The sequence below is a fragment of the Arthrobacter sp. RAF14 genome, assembly GCF_052114185.1.
Taxonomy (GTDB): Bacteria; Actinomycetota; Actinomycetes; order Actinomycetales; family Micrococcaceae; genus Arthrobacter_E.
Genome location: NZ_JBFREG010000017.1, coordinates 1 through 600, shown reverse-complemented (window position 1 = coordinate 600; position 600 = coordinate 1). Strand labels below are relative to the sequence as shown.

The 600-nt window shown below is 50.4% G+C and carries 1 rRNA gene; it reads right to left on the bottom strand.

The features are described from left to right. Positions 1–236 (bottom strand): 16S ribosomal RNA (locus AB4Y75_RS16695); the annotation flags it as partial. Positions 237–600 lie beyond the last annotated feature (364 nt).

Below are 600 nucleotides of genomic sequence, written 5' to 3'. Positions count from 1 at the left end.
CCGCGAGTCCATCCAAAACCACAAAAGCTTTCCACCACCAACCCATGCGGGCAATGGTCGTATCCGGTATTAGACCCAGTTTCCCAGGCTTATCCCAGAGTCAAGGGCAGGTTACTCACGTGTTACTCACCCGTTCGCCACTAATCCACSSWGCAAGCWSSGCTTCATCGTTCGACTTGCATGTGTTAAGCACGCCGCCAGCGTTCATCCTGAGCCAGGATCAAACTCTCCAAAAAGAAATTCAAAACCCAGCAAACACCAACCACCACGGGGTGATGRCCGATGATTACCAAAAAAAACATTGGTATCAAAAAAACATGACACACTATTGAGTTCTCAAACAACAGACTGCTCTGCGATACTCACCGGAGCAATTCCTCCAGGCTTTCCCGCCGCAACCCTTCAATCCTAACCCATCCGCATTCCCTTTCGCAAATCCGCCCCGGCCGGATAAACCACCCAACCAGAAAACAAATTCACCAAAGAAACAACCCCCAGGCACCACAAAAAAGCACCCGGAAAAGGAGTTGAAAATCAAAGGAATAAGAATCGAAGACCGCCACCAGAACCAGCACAACCGGCCCGGCAACCCGATCTACT